At 62.4% G+C, this 15858-nt stretch carries 16 protein-coding genes; 9 read left to right on the top strand and 7 right to left on the bottom strand.

The genetic code is table 11. The features are described 5' to 3' along the window. Window positions 1-78: 78 nt before the first annotated feature. The 4 genes from DMX11_RS17165 to minC all read right to left on the bottom strand — a co-directional run bounded on the left by DMX11_RS17165 (window position 79) and on the right by minC (window position 2805). Window positions 79-714 carry an RluA family pseudouridine synthase gene (locus DMX11_RS17165; RefSeq protein WP_110745584.1) on the bottom strand — a complete coding sequence of 212 codons (636 nt, stop codon included), beginning with the start codon at window positions 712-714 and terminating at the stop codon, window positions 79-81. A 149-nt stretch (window positions 715-863) separates the two neighbouring features. After that, complete coding sequence (gene minE / locus DMX11_RS17160; protein WP_003252572.1) at window positions 864-1118, bottom strand: cell division topological specificity factor MinE; 255 nt, start codon at window positions 1116-1118, stop codon at window positions 864-866. A gap of 3 nt (window positions 1119-1121) precedes the next feature. Further along, window positions 1122-1934, bottom strand: coding sequence for a septum site-determining protein MinD (gene minD / locus DMX11_RS17155; protein ID WP_003252574.1), 813 nt, complete (start codon window positions 1932-1934; stop codon window positions 1122-1124). A 109-nt stretch (window positions 1935-2043) separates the two neighbouring features. Beyond that, complete coding sequence (minC, locus tag DMX11_RS17150; protein ID WP_110745583.1) at window positions 2044-2805, bottom strand: septum site-determining protein MinC; 762 nt, start codon at window positions 2803-2805, stop codon at window positions 2044-2046. Window positions 2806-2916: 111 nt separating this feature from the next. On the opposite strand from minC, the gene DMX11_RS17145 reads away from it, so the two are divergent. Then, window positions 2917-3852 carry a lipid A biosynthesis lauroyl acyltransferase gene (locus DMX11_RS17145; protein WP_110745582.1) on the top strand — a complete coding sequence of 312 codons (936 nt, stop codon included), beginning with the start codon at window positions 2917-2919 and terminating at the stop codon, window positions 3850-3852. Window positions 3853-3998: 146 nt separating this feature from the next. After that, on the top strand, window positions 3999-5147 hold the full coding sequence (locus tag DMX11_RS17140; protein ID WP_110745581.1) for a patatin-like phospholipase family protein: 1149 nt from the start codon (window positions 3999-4001) through the stop codon (window positions 5145-5147). Window positions 5148-5202: 55 nt separating this feature from the next. On the opposite strand, the gene DMX11_RS17135 is transcribed toward DMX11_RS17140, so the two are convergent. Next, window positions 5203-6030 (bottom strand): VacJ family lipoprotein, encoded by an 828-nt coding sequence (locus tag DMX11_RS17135; protein WP_110745580.1) that lies wholly within the window; start codon window positions 6028-6030, stop codon window positions 5203-5205. Next, window positions 6023-7321 (bottom strand): serine/threonine protein kinase, encoded by a 1299-nt coding sequence (locus DMX11_RS17130; protein WP_110745579.1) that lies wholly within the window; start codon window positions 7319-7321, stop codon window positions 6023-6025. Before DMX11_RS17130 ends, DMX11_RS17135 begins: the two co-directional genes overlap by 8 nt. A gap of 190 nt (window positions 7322-7511) precedes the next feature. Between DMX11_RS17130 and DMX11_RS17125 the strand changes: the two genes are divergently transcribed. Next, window positions 7512-7865, top strand: a complete 354-nt coding sequence (locus DMX11_RS17125; RefSeq protein WP_110745578.1) for a hypothetical protein — start codon at window positions 7512-7514, stop codon at window positions 7863-7865. Between the two features lie 339 nt (window positions 7866-8204). Here DMX11_RS17125 and DMX11_RS17115 read toward each other — a convergent pair whose 3' ends face one another. Continuing rightward, window positions 8205-9770: a beta (1-6) glucans synthase gene (locus DMX11_RS17115; protein WP_110745577.1), complete on the bottom strand. Its 1566-nt coding sequence runs from the start codon at window positions 9768-9770 to the stop codon at window positions 8205-8207. A gap of 197 nt (window positions 9771-9967) precedes the next feature. Between DMX11_RS17115 and DMX11_RS17110 the strand changes: the two genes are divergently transcribed. From DMX11_RS17110 to DMX11_RS17080, 6 genes are all read left to right on the top strand, one after another. Beyond that, window positions 9968-10828 (top strand): glycine betaine ABC transporter substrate-binding protein, encoded by an 861-nt coding sequence (locus tag DMX11_RS17110; RefSeq protein ID WP_110745576.1) that lies wholly within the window; start codon window positions 9968-9970, stop codon window positions 10826-10828. Window positions 10829-11267: 439 nt separating this feature from the next. Continuing rightward, a complete protein-coding gene (locus tag DMX11_RS17105) occupies window positions 11268-11579 on the top strand; it encodes a DUF485 domain-containing protein (protein ID WP_110745575.1) in 312 nt (103 codons plus the stop codon). Then, window positions 11576-13240 carry a cation acetate symporter gene (locus DMX11_RS17100; RefSeq protein WP_110745574.1) on the top strand — a complete coding sequence of 555 codons (1665 nt, stop codon included), beginning with the start codon at window positions 11576-11578 and terminating at the stop codon, window positions 13238-13240. Before DMX11_RS17105 ends, DMX11_RS17100 begins: the two co-directional genes overlap by 4 nt. 460 nt (window positions 13241-13700) lie before the next feature. Continuing rightward, window positions 13701-14510, top strand: coding sequence for an SDR family oxidoreductase (locus DMX11_RS17090; protein WP_110745573.1), 810 nt, complete (start codon window positions 13701-13703; stop codon window positions 14508-14510). A gap of 228 nt (window positions 14511-14738) precedes the next feature. Further along, complete coding sequence (locus DMX11_RS17085) at window positions 14739-15224, top strand: hypothetical protein (protein WP_110745572.1); 486 nt, start codon at window positions 14739-14741, stop codon at window positions 15222-15224. Between the two features lie 69 nt (window positions 15225-15293). After that, entirely contained in the window at window positions 15294-15788 is a 495-nt protein-coding gene (locus DMX11_RS17080; RefSeq protein ID WP_110745571.1) for a CS1 type fimbrial major subunit, read from the top strand. The last annotated feature ends 70 nt before the right edge of the window (window positions 15789-15858 follow it).

Below are 15858 nucleotides of genomic sequence, written 5' to 3'. Positions count from 1 at the left end.
TTGCACAGCCCCTGAGAGCAGTGCGGTCCCTGTGGGAGCGGCTTTAGCCGCGAAGAGGCCGTTACCGACCCTGCAAGATCAGAACGGTGCCGGGCACTCGAACTTCAACCGCCCCCCGGACACTGGGTGGGTAAAGCTCAACATGGAGGCATGCAGGCATAGCCGCTCATGGGCAGCCAGCGCTTCGGGGTTGGCATACAGCCGGTCACCCAGCAGCGGGTGGCCGATCGACAGCATGTGCACGCGCAACTGGTGCGAGCGGCCGGTGATCGGCGTCAGCTCGACCCGGCAGTGATCCCCACAACGCTCGACGATCCGCCAGAAGGTCAGGGCATGCTTGCCCTGCTCATGGTCCACGACGTGTCGCGGTTTGGTGGGCGGGTCGTAACGCAGCGGCAAATCGATGCTGCCGCTGTCCAGTGCCGGCTGGCCCCAGCACAAGGCGGTGTAGGCCTTTTCGGTTTCGCGGTCATGGAACTGGCGTGACAGTTCGCGGTGGCTGTCGGCATCGCGCGCCAGCAGGATGATGCCGGAGGTTTCCCAGTCCAGGCGGTGCACGATCAGTGCATCCGGGTAGCCGTTTTCCTGCAGGCGGGTGATCAGGCAGTCCTTGTTGTCCTCGGCGCGGCCAGGCACCGACAGCAGCAGGGTCGGCTTGTTGATCACCAGGATGGCGGCGTCTTCGAAGAGGATCTGGACATTCGACAGCGGCATTGCAGTTCTCACGAAAATAGCAGAAAACGCTGGGGCCGCTTTGCCGCCCTTTCGCGACACAAGGCCGCTCCCACAGGAATGATTACACCTGGTGGGAGCGGCCTTGGGTGGCGAAAGGGCTGCAAGGCAGCCCCGGCTTTTAGCGCGGATCAGCGATCCGGCAGGGTGATGTTCAGCTCCAGAATCGAGCAGCTGCCCTGGTTTTCCAGCTCGATATGCACGTCATCATTGCCGATGTTCACATACTTGCGGATCACTTCCAGCAGCTCTTTCTGCAGTGCCGGCAGGTAGTCCGGCTCGCTGCGCTGGCCGCGCTCGTGCGCCACGATGATCTGTAGACGCTCTTTCGCTACCGACGCGCTGGTCTGTTTCTGCCTGCCACGAAAGAAGTCAAAAAGGTTCATGGTTTATTTGCTCCCGAAAATGCGCTCGAAGAATCCTTTCTTCTGTACATCGATGAAGCGCATTGGCTTCTCTTTGCCCAGCAGGCGATCGACAGCGTCGCTGTAGGCCTGTCCGGCGTCACTCTGGTCATCGAGGATGACCGGGATACCCTGGTTGGACGCCTTGAGCACAGCCTGGGACTCCGGAATGACGCCTTTGAGCTTGATCGACAGGATTTCTTCGACGTCGGCGACGCTGAGCATCTCGCCCTTCACCACGCGCTCGGGATGGTAGCGGGTGATCAGCAGGTGTTCCTTGATCGGCTCTTCGCCGTTCTCGGAGCGGCGCGATTTGCTCGACAGGATACCCAGCATGCGGTCGGAGTCACGTACCGACGACACTTCCGGGTTGGTCACGACAATCGCTTCATCGGCGAAGTACATCGCCAGGTGCGCGCCTTTTTCGATACCGGCCGGGGAGTCGCAGATGACGTACTCGAAGTCCTTTTTCAGGTCCATCAGTACTTTTTCCACGCCTTCCTGGGTCAGCGCGTCCTTGTCACGGGTCTGGCTGGCGGCCAGCACGTACAGGTTCTCGAGGCGCTTGTCCTTGATCAGCGCCTGCTGCAGGTTGGCTTCGCCGTTGACCACGTTGACGAAGTCATACACCACGCGGCGCTCGCAGCCCATGATCAGGTCGAGGTTACGCAAGCCCACGTCGAAGTCGACGATGACGGTCTTGTGGCCGCGCAGTGCGAGGCCGGTACCAATGGCGGCGCTGGTGGTGGTCTTGCCCACACCCCCCTTGCCGGAAGTAACCACGAGAATCTTGGCCAAGGTGTTTCACCCCTAAAATAGTCGGGACACAGGTCCCTGCAAATAACTGAAAAAGCTTAAATAACGGCAACAGTGAAAAAGTTGCTCTAAAAATGCTGGCAAGTATCCGTTAAAGACGGGTGATGTTCAACACGTCACCGGACAGGCTGACTTGCACGCCGGTCCCCCACAGCGGGTCGCGGCGCAGGTCTTCGCAGACCTTGTACTGGCCGGCGATGGAAACCATTTCGGCGGTCATCTGCTGGCAGAAGATACGCGCCTTGGTATTGCCCTTGATGCCTGCCAGGGCGCGGCCGCGCATGGGGCCGTACACATGGATGTTGCCATCGGCGAGAAGTTCCGCACCCGGGCTGACCGAGGCGGTAACGATCAGGTCGCCACCCTGGGCGTAGATTTGCTGGCCACCCCGTACCGGCGCGGTAATGATGCGGGTCGGGCGAACTTCGGGTTCGGCGGCCGGGGCTGGCGCCGGGGCCGGTTGCGGTTTGCGCACCACTTCGGGTTCAGGCTCCAGCGGTCGCTCACGGGCGCCGGAAGGTGGCAGCACTGGCAGGTCGATGGCGATGGCGGCGGCGATGTCCTCGATGCGGTTGGCGCGGATGGCCAGGGTACGCAGGCCGTGGTGGCGGCAGATCCGCATCAAGCCGGGCAGGTCGATTGCCCCTTCGTCGGCCGGCAGCTTGTCCAGCGCCAGCACCAGCGGCGTGTTGCTGAAAAAGTTAGGTGCCTGGGCGACTTTGGCCGCCAGCTGGCGGTCGAGGGCTTCAAGGTCATTGCGCGCCAGTTCCAGTACCGTGATGGCGAGCATGCTGCCCTTGAGCTGGAACACGGAGGCGGTGTCGGGTGTGTGGTTTGGGCTCATGGTCTGCATAGACGGCTTGTTGCGAAAAAAGTGCCCTGACTTATAACGAGAACACCGGTTGCCCGCAACATGCACTGATCCGTTGTAGAATGCGCGGCCTTTGTCTTTCCGGATGCTTCAATGGAACGCCCGCGTTTTCGTCGCTATTACTTTCATCCCAGGTTCTGGGGCCTGTGGCTGGGCCTGGGCCTGCTGTGGCTGGTGGTCCAGCTGCCGTACCGGGTGCTGTTGAAAATCGGTGCCGCGCTGGGCGCGCTGATGTATCACTTCGCCGGCGAGCGGCGGCGCATCGCCGCGCGCAATCTCGAGCTGTGCTTCCCGGAGCTGTCGAACGACGAACGGCAGCGTTTGCTCAAGGCCAACTTTGCCTCCACCGGCATTGCCTTCTTCGAAATGGCCATGAGCTGGTGGTGGCCCAAGGCCAGGCTGGCGCGTCTGGCCCACATCGAAGGGCTGGAGCACCTGCAGGCCGCCCAGCAGGCGGGGCAGGGGGCGATCCTCATGGCAGTGCATTTCACCACCCTGGAAATCGGCGCCGCGCTGCTTGGCCAACAGCACACCATCGACGGCATGTACCGCGAGCACGGTAACGCGCTGTTCGACTTCATCCAGCGCAGCGGCCGCGAACGCCACAACCTTGATTCGCTGGCGGTAGAGCGCGAGGACGTGCGTGGCATGCTCAAGCTGCTGCGTTCTGGTCGGGCGATCTGGTACGCACCGGACCAGGACTACGGCGCCAAGCAGAGCATCTTCGTACCGTTGTTCGGCATCCCGGCGGCGACGGTGACCGCTACCACCAAGTTTGCCCGGCTGGGCAAGGCGCAGGTGATTCCGTTTACCCAGAAGCGCCTGGAGGATGGCAGCGGCTATCGTCTGGTTATCCACCCACCGCTGGCGGACTTCCCCGGCGAGAGCGAAGAAGCCGACTGCCTGCGCATCAACCAGTGGGTCGAACGTGTGTTGCGCGAGTGCCCCGAGCAGTACCTGTGGGCGCACCGCCGGTTCAAGTCGCGGCCCGAAGGGGCGCCGCGGCTGTATGACAAGAAAAAGCGCTGAACCTTGTGTCAGCTGGTCTGGCTGCTTCGCGGGTGAACCCGCTGCCACAGGATTACCACGGGTTCTGAGTGTTGCGGGGCCCGTGGTCGCGGATGTGCCCGCTGAGCGGCCGGGTATGTAGGCACCTCAACCCCAGGAAGGACGCCATGGCACCACCCCCGATAACCGGTCTTATCCTTTCTGGCGGTGGTGCCCGCGCTGCCTATCAGGTCGGCGTGCTGGCCGGCATCGCCGAGCTGCTGCCCGCGGGCGCCCGCAACCCGTTTCCGGTCATCGTCGGCACTTCCGCCGGCGCCATCAACGCCGTGACCCTGGCCAGCGGCGCCAGCCAGTTCAACGAGACCGTGCAACGGCTCACGGCCTTCTGGCAGAATTTTCGCAGCCACCTTGTGATCCGTAGCGACTGGCCAGGGGTGGTGCGCCAGGCCAGCCGCTTCGTCAGCCACAGCCTGCTCGGCCTGGGCGGCCAGGCACCGGTGGCCTTGCTCGACAGCAGCCCGTTGCGCGGTTTGCTGGAGGCGCACCTGAACCTGGATGGCATCGCCCGTTCCCTGGCTGCCGATCAGTTGCGCGCCGTAGCGGTGACCGCTTTCGGTTACGAGTCTGGCCAGGCGGTAACTTTCTACCAAGGCCGCGGCACCATCGAAGCCTGGTTGCGCCACCGTCGCATCGGCGTGCCCACCGCGTTGACCATCGACCACCTGCTGGCCAGCGCGGCGATCCCGCTGTTGTTCGCCCCGGTACGATTGGGCGACGAATATTACGGTGACGGTGCGGTACGTCAGCCGGCACCGATCAGCCCGGCCCTGCACCTGGGCGCCAGCCGGGTGCTGGTGGTCGGCGTCAGCGGCAACCCGCAGCGGCCGGCGCCACCGTTGCCCACCCAGCGCGTGTTCAGCGGGCAGCAACCGAGCCTGGCGCAGATTGGTGGGCACATGCTCAACAGCACCTTCATCGATAGCCTGGAGGATGATATCGAGCTGTTGCAGCGGCTCAATCACCTGAGCCGGCTGTTGCCGGCGCACTTGGACGCACGGCGCCTGGGCCTGGCGCCGATCGAGGTGCTGGTAGTGGCGCCCAGCCAGCCGCTGGACGAGATCGCCGCGCGGCACCGGCGCGAGTTGCCGGCAGCGCTGCGCCTGTTCCTGCGTGGGCCGGGGGCAACGCGTACCAGTGGGGCGGGGGTGTTGAGCTATCTGCTTTTCGAGGCGAGTTATTGCAGTGAACTGATCGACCTGGGGCGGCGGGACGCTTTGGCGAAGAAGCGCGAGTTGTGCCAATTCCTGGGGGTTTGATGCCGCCGGTTCCGGCCTCATCTCCAGCAAGCCAAACCCCCAGGCCGAAGCAGGTTTACTCGGCTATCTGCAACTTGCGCGCCTGGGTGTACACGTACCGCACCTTCTCGTACTCGAACGGCGAGTTCAGCTGGCCGTAGCGGAAGTTGGTGGTGTAGCGCTTGTCCACCACGCGCAGGGCGAAGATCTCCGGGTGGTCGGTGCTGGCTTCGGCCACGTTCAGGTAGTTGACCGCCTGCTCACCCGCATAGTCCACCACCAACCCGGTGGTATCACGCAGGTTCGATGGCCCCAGCACCGGCAGCATCAGGTACGGGCCGTTCGGCACGCCGTAGAAGCCCAGGGTCTGGCCAAAGTCTTCGCTCTGCCGTGGCAGGCCCATGCTGGTCGCCGGGTCCCACAGCCCACCCACCCCGATGATGGTGTTGAACATCAGCCGTGCGGTGATCTCTGCCGAGCGCTTGGCCTTCAACTGCAACACACTGTTGAACAGGTTCGGCACATCGCCAAGGTTGTTGAAGAAGTTGCTCACCCCGGTGCGCACGAAGCGCGGTGTTACGTACTGGTAGCCGCTTACCAGCGGCAGCAGCACCCACTGGTCCAGCCGGTAGTTGAAGTGGTAGATGCGCCGGTTGATCGACTCCAGCGGGTCGTAGACGTTCAGCGCCTCCAGGGTGGAGCGCTCGAACTCGCGCTGGTCCAGCCCCGGGTTGAATTTGAGCTCGCGCAGCGGGTCGATGAAACCATCGGCTTCAGGCGCCAGCGGGGCCGTGTCGACCACCTGCGGGTCGGCCTCGACAACGCTTGCCCGGGGGGCGGTTTCGGCAGCCAGGGTGTGGCCGGCGGCAAGCAGGGCAGTGGCGAAGAGGAGTTTGTTAACCACGGAAGAACTCCAGCATGGCGTCACTGTTGACGCGGTAGTTGAGGTTGCCGCAATGGCCGCCATGGGGGTAAAGCGTCAGGCGGTCACCGAACACCTTGCGCAGGAAACCGATATCGCCAGGGCCGAGGATGACGTCGTCGGCGTTGTGCATCACGGCGATCTTGTCGCTGCTGCGCAGGTAGTCTTCCAAGGCATACAGGCTGACCTGATTGACCAGTTGCAGGATGCTGTTGCCGTCAGTGCGGGCGCGCCACATCGGGATCACCTGGTCGGTCATGTAGCAGTCGAAGTCGCACTGCAGGGCGCGCTTGAAGAACGGCGTGAGGCTGCTGCCCTCGGTGATCGGGAACTTCGGCGGAATGATCAGGCCGCGGCGGTTGATCAGGTCGGATGTAAAGGCGATGTCGGCCGCCGAAAAGCGGAATGAGGTGCCGATGAGCATGGCCATCTGTTCATTGGACAGGTGCTGCCTGGACTGCTGGAAGTCGTACAGCAAGGCGTCATTGAGGTCGATGTAGCCCTTGTCCTGGAAGTAGCGGGTGAGTTTTTCCAGCATCAGCTCGTAGAAGGTGGTGCTGCGGTCGATGCCCTTGACCTGGGTTTGTACCAGTTTGTCGAGGTTGTTGATCGAGGTGTACAGGTTGACCGGCGGGTTCAGCAGCAGCACGCGCTTGAAGTTGAAGCTGCGGCGGGTTTCGTCCAGGTGGCTGACGAAGGCGGCGTCAAGCGCACCCAGGCTGTAGCCGGTGAGGTAGAAATCACTGACCGGCAGGCGGGGGTGCTGGGCACGCACGGCCTGCATTACCCGGTACATGTCTTCGGCGTCTTCCTGGCTGATGCCGGGGGTGGCGAAGCGCGAGGCGGCGCTCATGAAGTCGTAGCTGGTGGGCGACGACAGTTGCACCACGTGGAAGCCGGCCTGGTAGAACAGCTTCTTCAGGTATTCGTTGATGGTGCTGGTGTAGGGGGCACCGGTGCCGGCGATGATGAAGATCAGCGGCGCCTCACGGTCCTGGCGGGCCAGGCGGTACTTGAGCTTCTTCACTGCCCAGAAGTTGTCGGGCAGGGTGAATTCGCGCTCCGGGCGCAGGTTCAGGCTGTAGTCGGACTGGTTGATTTCGTCGTCGCCGGGCAGGGTCGGGCGTTGCTCGGGCGGCGTGGTGGCGATGGTCGCCTCGAACGGGTTGGTCAAGGGGTAGCCGTAGCTTGCCGCGTCGATATCCCGCGCAGAAGCGGCCACAGCCATGAGCAGGCTGCCGAGCAGGGCAGCGAGGCGCAAAGATCGAAGCATGTAATCCCCCAAAAGAACGCAAGGTCGAGCAGTGTGCAGGCTAGGACCACAGCCGACCGGGCAAAGTTGCCAGTCGCGGTGGCCTTTGGTGTGCTGGTTATCTGCAACATAGCTGCAGGGTTGTGATTTTGCCTTACAACAGCCCATAAGCGATCATGGATGCTTTCGATTACCGCTATTGGAGAACAGGATGTCTCGTTCGCTGCCGGTTGCACTGCTGGTGCTGTTTGTCGGGCTGTGGCTCGCGGCCAGTTATGGCGTGCGTTATGGGCTGATGGAAGACGGGCAGTGGGTAGGGTTGTGCACGTCGCCGGCGGCCTATTGGCAGTGCGAGGTGCGCTCGCTGTTGGGGCTGGGCATTCACCACCAGGTGCTGGCCTGGGGTGGGCTGGGCCTGGCGCTGCTGGCGCAGGTGGCTCCCGGCCGCGCTGGCTGGTGGCTGGCGGTGCTGGCCCTGGTGTTCGCGGTGCCGGCGCTGGTGCTGTACACCGCTAGCATTGCGGTGTTTGCGCTGGTGCTGGCGGGGTTGCGGTTGGTCAGGTGACAACGGCGCGGCTGACAGGCGTGCGTTTTGGGTTTTGGGTTTTGGGTTTTGGGTTTTGGGTTATGGGTTATGGGTTTTGGGTTTTGGGGTGGGGCGGAAATCGCGCGCCGCCCGCGCGGCGCATCGCGAGCTGCGCTCGCTCCTACGTTTGTTTCGGGCCAGTTATGCCTGTGACAGGCGCGCGCGACCGCCTTGTTTGTACGGCGCGATATCGCGCCATGCGCCAGGGCGTCCGCGCGCAAATCCCACAGGAATGATTGGCCCGAAACAAAGGTAGGAGCGAGCGCAGCTCGCGATGCGCCGCGCGGGCGGCGCGCGATTTCCGCCCCACCCCAACAATCAAACCGGCCGCATCCGCAAACTCCGCCACAATGCCGCCGTCATCAGCACACTCACCACCGCCCAGCCCCAGGCCTGCCGGTTCTCCAGCCCTTCCACGAACAACTGCGGCGCCACCCCGGCCCCGACGATAAACGCCAGCAACGTCACCTCCGCCCGCCGCGCCCGCACCGGCCACAGCACATAGACCAGCGCCGGCAATGCCAGCGCTGCGCTGGGGAAGCTGCGGTAACGCGGGTCGAACACCATGGCCAGCATGCTTACCGCTGCGGCAAAGCCCGCCGCCAGCAGCAGCCAGCCAGCCCGCGCCTGTAGCCAGGCGAACAGCCGCTCACGCCAGCCTGCTCGACGTGCCAGCGCCAACAGTGCATGCGCCAGCACCAGCAGGTTCAACCCGGCCAGCGCCAGCGCCCACAGCCATTCCCCGGCAAAACGCGCATGGGTGCGCATCAGTTCGCCCCACAAGCCCAGGCAACCTGCGCCAAACGCTGCCAGCAACGGCAGCAGCACGGCCGCCAGCGGCGTAGCAGGGCGGCCGGCCAGCACCAGCATGACGAGCATCAGCGAGGCACTGGCCAGCAACCACTGCGGCCAGTAGTGCAGGTTGCTCACCGGCCCTTCGAGCACGCCCTTGTCGTGCCGGTCGGCGTCATACAGCCCCCAGTAGCCCCCCACCGCGCCCTCGTTGGCACGTTTCCACGGCTGGTCGAACGCCTCGATCAAGTTGTAGTGCCAGCCGTTGCGCTCGGCCATGGCCACGAAGCCCCGAATGAAGCGTGCCTCATTGACCCGGCTGGGCACCGCTGTCTCGCGCTGGCGGCCTTCGCTGGGCCAGCCGGTCTCGCCGATCAGGATGTCCTTGGGCGCAAAGCGCGTGCCGAACACCTGGCGTACATCGGCGACATGCGCCAGGGCTTCGTCGATGCCGCGTGGGTCGTCTTCCCAATAGGGCAGTAGGTGGATGGTCAGGAAGTCCACCGCCGGGGCGATCTGCGGGTGTTGCAGCCAGAACTCCCAGACATCCGCGTAGGTCACCGGCACCTTTACCTGGCTTTTCACCCGGGCGATCAGCTTGGCCAGATGTGCACCGGTAACTTCCTTGCGCAGCAGGGTCTCGTTGCCGACGATGACCGCGCTGACAACATCGGGGTTGGCGTTGGCGGCAGCGATCAGCAGGTCGATCTCTCTGTCGGTGTCGGCCGGGTGGCTGTTCACCCAGGCCCCAAGCATCACCTTCAGGCCATGCTTGCGCGCCAGCGCCGGAATTGCCTCAAGACCGCTCATGGAATAGGTACGTATGCACTGGAATCGCTCGGCGAGAAGCGCCAGGTCGGCGTCCATGCGTTGCGGGCGCAGGCGAAACGGCTGGTCGTAGGGTGACTGGTCCTTGTCGAACGGGGTGTACGAGGCGCACTGCAACTTGTGCGTGGGGCTGGCCGCGTCGGGCAGGTGTACCGGCTTGCCAAGCCCGTACCAGAGCGCCCCCAGGCCGAGCAGCGCCAACAGGCAGGCAAGCAGGTACAACGGCAGCAGCAGGCGGGCAGAACTGGGCATCGGGCGGTCCATCGTCAGGCGCAAAAGGGTAGATAGTAGCCCGGCGCCAAAGCTTTGGCATGCAAGGATCACGCAGACCGCTGTAGGCCGATGGCGCTAATGGCACAGTGCTGTCGCATATGGGGCGGGTACAGGTCGCAGCTGGATCAGGTCGCCCGGTGTTGCAGGAAGATGATGCAATCTCCAAGACCTGACGAGGGGATGCTTTGATGGCAACTTTGAAAAAAATGCGACGTTTCCTGGGTGTAGGTACCGCCCTGGTACTGGCAATGAGCGCAGCACAGGCAATGGCCAAGGAAGTCAGCATCGGTTACGTGGATGGTTGGGCCGATAGCGTGGCGACCACCAACGTGGCCGCCGAAGTGATCAAGCAGAAACTCGGCTACGACGTGAAGCTCCAGGCCGTGGCCACCGGGATCATGTGGCAGGGCGTGGCCACCGGCAAGCTCGATGCCATGTTGTCGGCCTGGTTGCCGGTGACCCATGGCGAGTACTGGACCAAGAACAAGGACAACGTGGTCGACTACGGCGCCAACTTCAAGGATGCCAAGATCGGCCTTATCGTCCCCGAGTACGTCAAGGCGGCGAGCATCGCCGACCTCAAGACCGACACCAGCTTCAAGCAGAAGATCGTCGGCATCGACGCAGGCTCGGGCGTAATGCTCAAGACTGACCAGGCGATCAAGGACTACGACCTGACCGGTTACAAGTTGCAGGCAAGTTCGGGTGCGGCAATGACCGCAGAACTGGGCCGTGCCTATGCCAAGCAGCAGTCGATTGCGGTGACCGGCTGGGTGCCGCACTGGATGTTCGCCAAGTGGAAGCTGAAATTCCTCGAAGACCCGAAAGGGGTGTATGGCGCGGCGGAAACCGTGAACAGCATCGGCAGCAAGGAACTGGCGACCAAGGCGCCGGAAGTGGCCGAGTTCCTGAAGAAGTTCAGCTGGCAGTCGAAGGACGAGATCGGTGAAGTGATGTTGGCGATCCAGGAAGGCGCCAAGCCTGACGCGGCAGCCAAGGACTGGGTGGCCAAGCACCCTGATCGCGTGAAGGAGTGGACTGGTAAGTGACTGAGGGCGTTTGCCGTTGGTTTTTTAGCGCCAGTTAGATCGAGCGCCGCCCGCGCGGCGCATCGCGAGCTGCGCTCGCTCCTACGTTCGTTTCTGGCCAATGATGCCTGCGAGATTTGCGCGCGTACGCCTTGTCGCATGGCGCGATATCGCGTCGTACAAACAAGGCGTACGCGCGCAAATCCCCCAGAAATAACTGGCCCGAAACAACCGTAGGAGCGAGCGCAGCTCGCGATGCGCCGCGCGGGCGGCGCTCGTTTTATGCCCGTCCGCTAAACCGACGCCGGTCCCTTTCCCGCCCTGTCCCAATCTTTTCTTTGTTACGCAATCGGTAAAACACCGTTGCATCTAAGACTAAGGTCGTCTGGTTGGCGTCCATCGGCAGCATAAAGTAAGGGTGTGGGTTCCATCCCCTACCTGTGCTGCTAGGACAAAAACAATGAACGACAGCATTTACCTCTCGATACAAAACAGCCCCCGCTTCAAGGAGCTGGTCAGCAAACGCGAACGCTTCGCCTGGATCCTCTCGGCGATCATGCTCGGCCTGTACTGCGCTTTCATCCTCCTCATCGCCTACGGTCCTCAAGTGCTCGGCGCCAAGCTCAGCCCTGAGTCATCGATCACCTGGGGCATCCCCCTGGGCGTCGGTCTGATCGTTTCGGCATTCGTCCTGACCGCCATCTACGTGCGCCGCGCCAACGGCGAATTCGATGAGCTGAACAAGGCCATCCTGAAGGAGGCGCAACAATGATCCGCCACGCCAAAGCCCTGGCCGTCCTGGCCTGCGGAGCCTTCGCACCCGCCGTGTGGGCCGCCGATGCCCTGACCGGCGAGGTGCAGAAACAACCGCTGAACGTTTCCGCCATCGCCATGTTCGTGGCCTTCGTCGCCTTTACCCTCGGCATCACCTACTGGGCCTCCAAGCGCAACAAGTCGGCATCGGACTACTACGCTGCCGGTGGCAAGATCACCGGCTTCCAGAACGGCCTGGCAATTGCCGGCGACTACATGTCGGCCGCCTCGTTCCTGGGCATTTCCGCACTGGTATTCACCTCTGGTTACGACGGCCTGATCTACTCGATCGGCTTCCTGGTGGGCTGGCCGATCATTCTGTTCCTGATCGCCGAACGCCTGCGCAACCTGGGCAAGTACACCTTCGCCGACGTTGCCTCGTACCGCCTCGGGCAAAAGCAAATCCGCACCCTGTCGGCCTCCGGTTCGTTGGTGGTGGTGGCGTTCTACCTGATTGCGCAGATGGTCGGTGCCGGCAAGCTGATCGAGCTGCTGTTCGGCCTGGATTACCACGTGGCGGTGATCCTGGTGGGTATCCTGATGTGCCTGTACGTGCTGTTCGGCGGCATGCTGGCCACCACTTGGGTACAGATCATCAAGGCGGTACTGCTGCTGTCGGGTGCCAGCTTCATGGCGCTGATGGTGATGAAGCACGTCGGCTTCGACTTCAACACCCTGTTCTCCGAAGCGATCAAGGTACACGCCAAGGGCGAAGCGATCATGAGCCCGGGCGGCCTGGTCAAAGACCCGATCTCGGCCTTCTCGCTGGGCCTGGCGCTGATGTTCGGCACAGCCGGCCTGCCGCACATCCTGATGCGCTTCTTCACCGTCAGTGACGCCAAGGAAGCGCGCAAGAGCGTGCTGTACGCCACCGGCTTCATCGGCTACTTCTACATCCTCACCTTCATCATCGGCTTTGGCGCCATCTTGCTGGTCAGCACCAACCCGGCCTTCAAGGACGCCGCCGGTGCCCTGCTGGGTGGCAACAACATGGCGGCGGTGCACCTGGCCAATGCGGTGGGTGGCAGCGTGTTCCTCGGCTTCATCTCGGCTGTGGCCTTCGCCACCATCCTGGCTGTGGTTGCCGGCCTGACCCTGGCCGGTGCTTCGGCGGTGTCCCACGACCTGTACGCCAGTGTCTGGCGTAAAGGCAAGGCCAACGACAAGGACGAGATCCGCGTGTCGAAGATCACCACCGTCGCCCTTGGCGTGCTGGCGATCGGCCTGGGTATCCTGTTCGAGAAGCAGAACATCGCCTTCATGGTCGGCCTGGCGTTCTCCATTGCCGCCAGCTGCAACTTCCCGGTCCTGCTGCTTTCGATGTACTGGAAGAAACTGACCACCCGGGGCGCCATGATCGGCGGCTGGCTGGGCCTGGTGAGTGCGGTAACGCTGATGATCCTCGGCCCGACCATCTGGGTGCAGATTCTCGGCCACGAGAAACCGATCTACCCGTACGAGTACCCGGCACTGTTCTCGATGGCGATTGCCTTCGTCAGCATCTGGTTCTTCTCGATTACCGACAAGTCCACGGCAGCGGATGACGAGCGTGCGAAGTTCTTCCCGCAGTTCGTGCGTTCGCAGACTGGCCTGGGTGCCAGCGGGGCGGTTTCCCACTGATGCTGTAGCCATAACGCGCTGAAACGCACAACGCCCCGCCAGCCGGGGCGTTGTGCTTTCCGGAGCAGGCCCGGGCAATACTGGCAAACTGCATCCCTTGGGAAATTTCCTAAATCCGCTCGGCGGATCTGGCACAGCTCAGGTAATCGAGCGACAAACCCTCGGCGCACGCATGGTGCGGGCACAAGCGCTGGTGGCGTCATGTGAACGGCTTGAAGCGCAACGTACGCCACGGCCAGCGGATGCGTCACAGGCGCGCCAGGCAGCCAGAGCGCTGGAGGAGACCATGCGGCGCCTGGACCGCTGGCTTGCCAGCTACCTCGCGGAGCATGCTCCCCGCCGCCAGGGCGGTACTGACCACACAGTCATGTCTGCCCATTCACTACCCTGATGAATCCTCCCAGCCCCCTTGCCCTTGATTAGACTCGCTGCACTACCTGCCAGAACAAGGCCAGCCACCATGCATAACCGCATCATGATCACCGGCGCCGGGTCCGGCCTCGGTCGCGAGATCGCCCTGCGCTGGGCGCGCGAGGGCTGGCGCCTGGCGCTGGCCGATGTCAACGAAAACGGCCTTCGCGAAACCCTGGAACTGGCGCGGGCCGCTGGCGGCCAAGGATTCATCCAGCGCTGCGATGTGCGTGACTACAGCCAGCTCACCGCTCTGGCCCAGGCATGCACCGAGCAGTTCGGTGGCATCGACGTGATCGTCAACAACGCTGGCGTTGCGTCTGGCGGTTTTTTCGCCGAACTGTCCCTGGAAGACTGGGACTGGCAGATCGCGGTCAACCTGATGGGCGTGGTCAAGGGCTGCAAGGCCTTTTTGCCGTTGCTGGAGCGCAGCAAGGGCCGGATCATCAACGTCGCATCGATGGCCGCACTGATGCAGGGCCCTGGCATGAGCAACTACAACGTCGCCAAGGCTGGCGTGCTGGCGCTTTCGGAAAGCCTGCTGGTGGAGTTACGCGAGCTGGAGGTGTCGGTGCACGTGGTGTGCCCGTCGTTCTTCCAGACCAACCTGCTGGACTCGTTCCGCGGACCGAACCCGGCGATGAAGGCGCAGGTAGGCAAGCTGCTGGAAGGTTCGCCGATCAGCGCCGCCGACATTGCCGGGTACATCCACCAGCAGGTCGCCGCGGGCGAGTTCCTGATTCTGCCCCATGAGGCCGGGCGCCAGGCTTGGCAGCTGAAACGTCAGGCGCCTGAGCGGCTGTACGACGAGATGGCCGAGATGGCGGTAAAAATGCGCGCGAAGGCCCCTTCGCGATGAATGTTCTGCAGAAGCACTGACCCGGGGCAGGGGGGGAAGGCCTGCTCCCGACAAGACCAAGCCAGCTGATGCGTCAAGCCGCAGCATCCAAGAACGCCCCGACCGTCGGGGCGTTTTCATTTCCGCAGTCACTCAGAAAACACCTACATACGCATTGATGCCCTACTCGTAAAGTTCCCGCCTGTCATACGGGCATCGATAAATGCCGGCACATTTGGGGACTGCTCAATGAAGTTACGTTGTTTTACCGCCTGCGCCCTGCTGCTGACGGTGGGGGCCGCAGGGGCCAAGGAAATACCTCAGGACGTCAGTGTTCAGGCTGTCGTTTCGACACCTGAATTTCAAGTGACCTCGGTGGATAATTGGTGGGACGACGAACTTCGGGCGGAATATGACCCGAGCCGGCTCGTCTTCAAACAAATCAAGAAAGATGTATTTGTAAAAAGTACCTACGGGCCTATTTACGCGAAAACGGACAGTCCCTTCTACCGGTTCAAACGGGTAGGCGGAGCTGAATTTCAGCGCCGTTACTATATCTCGCTGAATCGCCTTGTCATGGGTACCACGCCGGTTGAAATCGTCAGTGCTGCTGAAGCCGCTGAAGGAAAAACCATTGAATTCAGGTTTTATCCCATGGCAGAGGCATCCACGGTTCGCATGCCCGGCACCTACATCACCCACGCCACTTTGATGTTTGAAACGGGTGCGCCCTGATCCTCGTTTCAGGCGGGCGCTCCCGCGTCCCTGTTATTGATAATGTGCAACCGTTGAAGGAAATTTGATATGAAATCCTCTGTATTGGCTATTCCATTCTTTGCGATGTTTGCCGGTGTCGCTGTCGCCGCTGCTCCTGAGCCGATCAGCCATGACATTTCTGTAACGGCAGTCATTCCCGGCAATGACTTTTCCGTGGAACCTGTCGGTGATTGGGTTCGAGACGGCGTGACGCTTGAGTATCAGCCGCAGGCCGAGCAATTCACGAAAGTGACTGAAAATTTCATGGCCCAGAGTGATGTCGGCGCCATTCAGGCGAAGTTGCTGCAAACCGCAGAGTTGCAAGAGCAGAGTAACGTTGACCAGAAGATTGCGCTGGTCATCACGGTAGGGGATAAGCCATTGACGCTCGCGCCTCAGGAGGTCATGGACGCCGAAGATGCCAAAGGCGGTAAAGAACTGCCTATTGCCTTTGAAGCTGTAAAGCCTGAAGGCGGTTTTGTGAAGGGTGATTATAACGGGGTCGTGAAAGTGTTGTTTGAGACGTCCTCCACCAGCCTTTGATCGATGCAGTGCCGCCTGCCTCCACCCCGTCGGATGTTGTCCAGCGGTGGGGCAGGTGTTGATGTGGATT

The sequence above is a fragment of the Pseudomonas sp. LB-090624 genome (genome assembly GCF_003205205.1).
Taxonomy (GTDB): domain Bacteria; phylum Pseudomonadota; class Gammaproteobacteria; order Pseudomonadales; family Pseudomonadaceae; genus Aquipseudomonas.
Note: the sequence above shows the minus strand (reverse complement) of the source record. Positions and strands in the feature narration are given on the sequence as shown.

Coding starts and splice junctions, on each gene's coding strand:
- DMX11_RS17165 (WP_110745584.1), bottom strand. CDS start 714: ATGCCGCTGTCGAATGTCCAGATCCTCTTCGAAGACGCCGCCATCCTG.
- minE (WP_003252572.1), bottom strand. CDS start 1,118: ATGAACCTTTTTGACTTCTTTCGTGGCAGGCAGAAACAGACCAGCGCG.
- minC (WP_110745583.1), bottom strand. CDS start 2,805: ATGCAGACCATGAGCCCAAACCACACACCCGACACCGCCTCCGTGTTC.
- DMX11_RS17145 (WP_110745582.1), top strand. CDS start 2,917: ATGGAACGCCCGCGTTTTCGTCGCTATTACTTTCATCCCAGGTTCTGG.
- DMX11_RS17140 (WP_110745581.1), top strand. CDS start 3,999: ATGGCACCACCCCCGATAACCGGTCTTATCCTTTCTGGCGGTGGTGCC.
- DMX11_RS17130 (WP_110745579.1), bottom strand. CDS start 7,321: ATGCTTCGATCTTTGCGCCTCGCTGCCCTGCTCGGCAGCCTGCTCATG.
- DMX11_RS17125 (WP_110745578.1), top strand. CDS start 7,512: ATGTCTCGTTCGCTGCCGGTTGCACTGCTGGTGCTGTTTGTCGGGCTG.
- DMX11_RS17115 (WP_110745577.1), bottom strand. CDS start 9,770: ATGGACCGCCCGATGCCCAGTTCTGCCCGCCTGCTGCTGCCGTTGTAC.
- DMX11_RS17110 (WP_110745576.1), top strand. CDS start 9,968: ATGGCAACTTTGAAAAAAATGCGACGTTTCCTGGGTGTAGGTACCGCC.
- DMX11_RS17105 (WP_110745575.1), top strand. CDS start 11,268: ATGAACGACAGCATTTACCTCTCGATACAAAACAGCCCCCGCTTCAAG.
- DMX11_RS17100 (WP_110745574.1), top strand. CDS start 11,576: ATGATCCGCCACGCCAAAGCCCTGGCCGTCCTGGCCTGCGGAGCCTTC.
- DMX11_RS17090 (WP_110745573.1), top strand. CDS start 13,701: ATGCATAACCGCATCATGATCACCGGCGCCGGGTCCGGCCTCGGTCGC.
- DMX11_RS17085 (WP_110745572.1), top strand. CDS start 14,739: ATGAAGTTACGTTGTTTTACCGCCTGCGCCCTGCTGCTGACGGTGGGG.
- DMX11_RS17080 (WP_110745571.1), top strand. CDS start 15,294: ATGAAATCCTCTGTATTGGCTATTCCATTCTTTGCGATGTTTGCCGGT.